Consider the following 4231-nt stretch of genomic DNA (forward strand, 5'->3'; position numbering starts at 1 on the left):
GACCCGTGGGCGTTAAGATCGGCGTTCTCGCGCTCCAGGGCGACGTCGCCGAGCATATTACGGCGTTCCGTGAGGCGCTCGCAGACCGGCCGGGTTCAACGGTCGTCCCCGTCCGGCACGCGGCGGACCTCGGGGACCTCGACGCCCTCGCGATACCGGGCGGCGAGTCCACCACCATCTCCCGGCTGATCGGGAAGAACGGGCTTTATGAGCCGCTTGCCGGGTTCGAGGGCGGGATATTTGCGACCTGCGCCGGGATGGTCCTCGTGGCTGACCGGGTGGACGATCCACGGGTGCGGACCCTGGGTCTCATCCCGATGCATGTAGCGAGGAACGCCTTCGGGCGGCAGGTCGACTCCCGTGAAACGTCTCTCAACATCGCGGGCCTTGCCGACCCTTTCCGCGCGGTCTTCATCCGGGCCCCGGTGGCGACGGAGATCGGGAGCGGCGTCGAGGTGCTCGCCCGCATACCGGAGGGGATCGTCGTCGTCCGGCACGGCCGGCACATGGCGTTCGCCTTCCACCCGGAGCTTGGCGGAGATCTCCGCCTGCACCGGACCTTCTTAGAGGGTCTCGGCATATAGGATCCGGGATTCACCTGTTTTTTCGACTCCCGGCGTCGCCTATCACCTGTCTTGTCCAGGCGGTGCCATCGGCGGTCAGCCGGTAGATGATCCAGTTTCCCTGCGCCTCGCCGGCGATCAGTCCCATCTTCTTCAGGACGGAGAGGTGGTAGGAGAGCTTCGAGTCCGCTATCCCGAGCACCGCCTTGATGACACAGACACAGAGCGGCTGCACCGCGAGCATGGCGAGGATCTTGAGGCGGAGGGGGTCGGCGAGTGCGCGAAAAAGAGCACTCTCTCTTTTCAGGAGATCGTCTCCCGGCAACTGCCCCGTCAGCCCTGCGATGCCCCCGCACCGGCAGAGCGACTCCTCGACGTCAGGAGGGAGGGGCAGGGATGCATCCTGGTATTTTTTGTCTTCTGCCATCGGGACATCACACTCGATATTTCAAAAGAATCTGAAATGAAAACATCTATAACCTTTCGCTGCTCTCACACGGCGTACGAACTAACCGTTCAACAGCAGAGGAGAAAAAAGCATGGGCACTATGAGCATCGGTTCCATCGGCGGCAGCAGGGTCGTACGGAGCATCCTGACCGTGGGGGAGAAGGCCGGAGCGGGTCATCATCAGCGATGCGCACCCGTTGGCGCTCGCCGGGGTCAAGCGAAGGCTACGAACGCATCGGATCTTCTCTTCCGACGATCGGCTGTCATCGGCCGGAGGACCTCCCGGGTTTCCACGGTGCTGTCTCTTTTCATCGGTCGACAATGCCGGCCCGATGAGCCGCCGGGACCCCCCATGGGGGTTCGACCCCCTCAAAAAGCCTGCTGAAGGAGTTCGAGATACTCACCGGCGTCCCGGTATTACTGAACACGAGTTTCAACGTGATGGGCGAGCCGATCGTGGAATCGCCGCAGGATGCTATCCGCTGCTTCTTCTCCACCGGTCTGGATTACCTGGTGTTGGGGAATTATATCGTCGGCAAGCAACCTGGCATGCTTCCCGATGTCTTGGCGGTTCGGGCATCCGCAACCTCCTGCAGCTCGCCGGTCTCCCTGGATCGGGAGAGCGTAGAGGATCCGGTTCCCCTGCAGCCCGCCGACGATCAGCCCTGCCTTCTCCAGGACCGGGAGGTGGCAGGAAGGTTTTGAGTCTGCCGGCCCGAGCACCGCTCTGGTGAAGCAGACAAAGAGCGGCTGCACAGGGGGCAGGCTCGCAAGCTCAACGGGAAATGCCCTGCCACCCCCGGTGGCTACCGGATGTCGTCATGCCTGGTGACAACTCCTTCAACTCGTTTTGAAACCAGAACCATTATAGGGTGGTGGCGCTCACACTATTTCAAATAGTATTGAAACAGAGTGGGGCGTAGCACCATGACAGACGACACCAGCAAGAACCCAAAGGAAAGCCTCGCCGGACGGATCAAGAGACTCCTTGCGCCGGAAAACGACTGCGGCTGCAGTTGCAGTTGCGGCGGCGTGAAGGTCGTGTCGAAGAAGACGGACGAGAAGAAAGAGTGACCGGAAGCGGAGAATGGCCGACGAACCGACGACCCTGACCGAGGACGAACTGGTCGAAGAGATCCGTACCTGGGCGGAGAAGTACGCCCGCGAACACGACCTGGTGCTCAACCCGGACGAACGGGTGCGAAACGCTGTCCTCCGGGGGCTTGCCCGGAACCAGCTCAGGCATGGCGAGCGCTTCTGTCCCTGCCGCATCCGGAAAGGCGTGCCGGAAGAAGATGCGAAGATTGCCTGCCCCTGTGTCTACCACAAGGAGGAGATCGCGGTTGAGGGTCACTGCCATTGCAACCTCTTCTTCCGGAAGAGTGCGGTGGAGCAGGGGGGATAAAGACGGCCGACCCCCTGCTGACAGTCCCGATCGGAGTGGAACTCCCCCGGGTGCTGCTGGCTATCCTCATCGTCGCGGTCGCCTTCATGATCGGCGTGGCCCTCCTGATGACGATGAGGAATTTGCTAGCCATAACCGAATACAGCCGTCACTATATGCTGCAGGCGGAGCCGGAGCCGTCCGAAGGGACATGGGGGCGGTGAGGAGCTGAAACGGGCACCGTCACCACGGCCGGGATCGCCTGAATTACACACCGATACAGACATTGGAGCAATGTAAAGGAACTAACTATGATTGACATACTCATCGGCGCCCTTGCATCGGGGCTTGCCTCCGTGCTCGACTACCTCTCGGCGCATGTCCTTACCTGTCTGGTGCCGGCGTTCTTCATCGCCGGAGCCATCGCGGCCTTCGTCAAGAAGGATGCAATACTGAAGTATTTCAGCCCGGACACGCCCAAGCACATCTCCTACGGGATAGCATCGGTCTCGGGGACGATCCTCGCGGTCTGCAGCTGCACCATTCTCCCGATCTTTGCCGGAATCCTCAAGAAAGGGAGCGGCATCGGCCCGGCAACGACGTTCCTCTTTGCAGGTCCCGCCATCAACATCCTCGCGATCATCTACACCGCATGGGTGCTCGGCTTCGACCTCGGGATAGCACGGGCGATCTCGGCGGTCGTGCTCGCGATCGTCATCGGGCTTCTCATGGCGCTGATCTTCCGGTCGACGGACGTCGAGACGCTCAAGAAGAAGGCGATGGCGCCGAGTGTCGCCGGGGCATGCGAGGAAGAGAAACCGCGCTGGGTCACGCCGGCGTTCTTCGCCCTCCTGGTCGGGGTGCTGGTCTTCGGCGCTTCGCCGCTTGACTGGGCGCTCCGGCTCGGCATCGTCTACATTCTCACGCTCGCGATCGCCGTCCTGCTCATTTACTATTACGACCGGGACGAGGTGACCGACTGGGGGATGGAGACCTGGGATCTCACGAAGAAGATCTTTCCGATCCTGATCGCCGGGACATTCCTTGTCGGGATCATCGCCTTCTTCCTCCCGCCGGAGACCTTCCAGCCCTACTTCGGGAACAACTCGCTCGGCGCGAACTTCCTTGCGGCGATCGCAGGGTCGATCCTTTACATGCCGACGCTGCTTGAGGTCCCGATCATCGGCACGACCTTTGGCTACTCGTCGGGGCTGATGGCCAGCGGTCCGGCGCTCGCCCTCCTGCTATCCGGGCCGACGATCAGCCTCCCCTCCGTCCTCGTCATCCACCGGATCATGGGGGCGAAGAAGACAGCGGCCTACGTGGCGCTGGTGGTCGTCTTCGCGACCATTGCCGGGTTCCTCTTCGGGAACGGGATGCTACTCATATAGGGGAGAACCTATGGAGACAAAGAAGAGAGAGAAACCCTGCTGCGCCGCCGAGGCCATGCGCCGGATCCGCCGGATCGATGTCGGCGGGGTCGTCGTTGGGCTTGCGATGCTCGACGGTATCCTGGCCGATACGGTCGCCCTTAACCTCTCTGGCGAGATTGCTATCGGCGGTGAACTGATGAAACAGGTAAAGATCTACAACTACATCCCGAAGGAAGCGGAACCGCTCTACCGGGCGGCGCTCCTTCGTGAGTACCAGAACGAGGTGAAGAAACGATGAAGGTGGAAGTGCTCGGAACCGGCTGCGCCAAATGCAAGCGGCTCGCAAAGAACGTGGAGACGGCAATCAAGGAACTCGGCATCGAGGCCGAAGTCGTCAAGGTCGACGATATCACCGAGATCATGGACCGCGGCGTGATGCTGACCCCTGCCCTCGCCGTCGACG

9 protein-coding genes are annotated in these 4231 nt (G+C 61.6%); 7 read left to right on the forward strand and 2 right to left on the reverse strand.

The window, feature by feature from the left end; all coding sequences use genetic code 11:
* The first annotated feature begins 5 nt into the window (after positions 1-5).
* Positions 6-584, forward strand: a complete 579-nt coding sequence (gene pdxT / locus PLN84_RS12595; protein WP_292383448.1) for a pyridoxal 5'-phosphate synthase glutaminase subunit PdxT — start codon at positions 6-8, stop codon at positions 582-584.
* Between the two features lie 10 nt (positions 585-594).
* Here the strand turns inward: pdxT and PLN84_RS12600 are convergent, their stop codons facing one another.
* Together PLN84_RS12600 and PLN84_RS12605 are read right to left on the reverse strand one after the other, a co-directional pair.
* Positions 595-990, reverse strand: coding sequence for a metalloregulator ArsR/SmtB family transcription factor (locus tag PLN84_RS12600; RefSeq protein ID WP_292383446.1), 396 nt, complete (start codon positions 988-990; stop codon positions 595-597).
* Positions 991-1428: 438 nt separating this feature from the next.
* Positions 1429-1767, reverse strand: a complete 339-nt coding sequence (locus tag PLN84_RS12605) for a hypothetical protein (protein WP_292409542.1) — start codon at positions 1765-1767, stop codon at positions 1429-1431.
* Between the two features lie 171 nt (positions 1768-1938).
* On the opposite strand from PLN84_RS12605, the gene PLN84_RS12610 reads away from it, so the two are divergent.
* The 6 genes from PLN84_RS12610 to PLN84_RS12635 all read left to right on the forward strand — a co-directional run.
* Complete coding sequence (locus tag PLN84_RS12610) at positions 1939-2085, forward strand: hypothetical protein (RefSeq protein ID WP_292409544.1); 147 nt, start codon at positions 1939-1941, stop codon at positions 2083-2085.
* 13 nt (positions 2086-2098) lie between these two features.
* Positions 2099-2416 (forward strand): ferredoxin-thioredoxin reductase catalytic domain-containing protein, encoded by a 318-nt coding sequence (locus tag PLN84_RS12615; protein WP_292409545.1) that lies wholly within the window; start codon positions 2099-2101, stop codon positions 2414-2416.
* Positions 2417-2466: 50 nt separating this feature from the next.
* Positions 2467-2619 (forward strand): hypothetical protein, encoded by a 153-nt coding sequence (locus PLN84_RS12620; protein ID WP_292409547.1) that lies wholly within the window; start codon positions 2467-2469, stop codon positions 2617-2619.
* 87 nt (positions 2620-2706) lie between these two features.
* Positions 2707-3786, forward strand: a complete 1080-nt coding sequence (locus PLN84_RS12625) for a permease (protein ID WP_292409549.1) — start codon at positions 2707-2709, stop codon at positions 3784-3786.
* A gap of 10 nt (positions 3787-3796) precedes the next feature.
* The gene (locus PLN84_RS12630; RefSeq protein ID WP_292383443.1) at positions 3797-4066 is read left to right on the forward strand and encodes a hypothetical protein; all 270 of its coding nucleotides are present in this window, start codon (positions 3797-3799) and stop codon (positions 4064-4066) included.
* Positions 4063-4231 (forward strand): thioredoxin family protein (locus PLN84_RS12635; protein WP_348532135.1); only part of this gene is annotated, 169 nt, incomplete at its 3' end. The genes PLN84_RS12630 and PLN84_RS12635, both read left to right, overlap by 4 nt.

The sequence above is a fragment of the Methanoculleus sp. genome (genome assembly GCF_035363275.1).
Taxonomy (GTDB): Archaea; Halobacteriota; Methanomicrobia; order Methanomicrobiales; family Methanoculleaceae; genus Methanoculleus.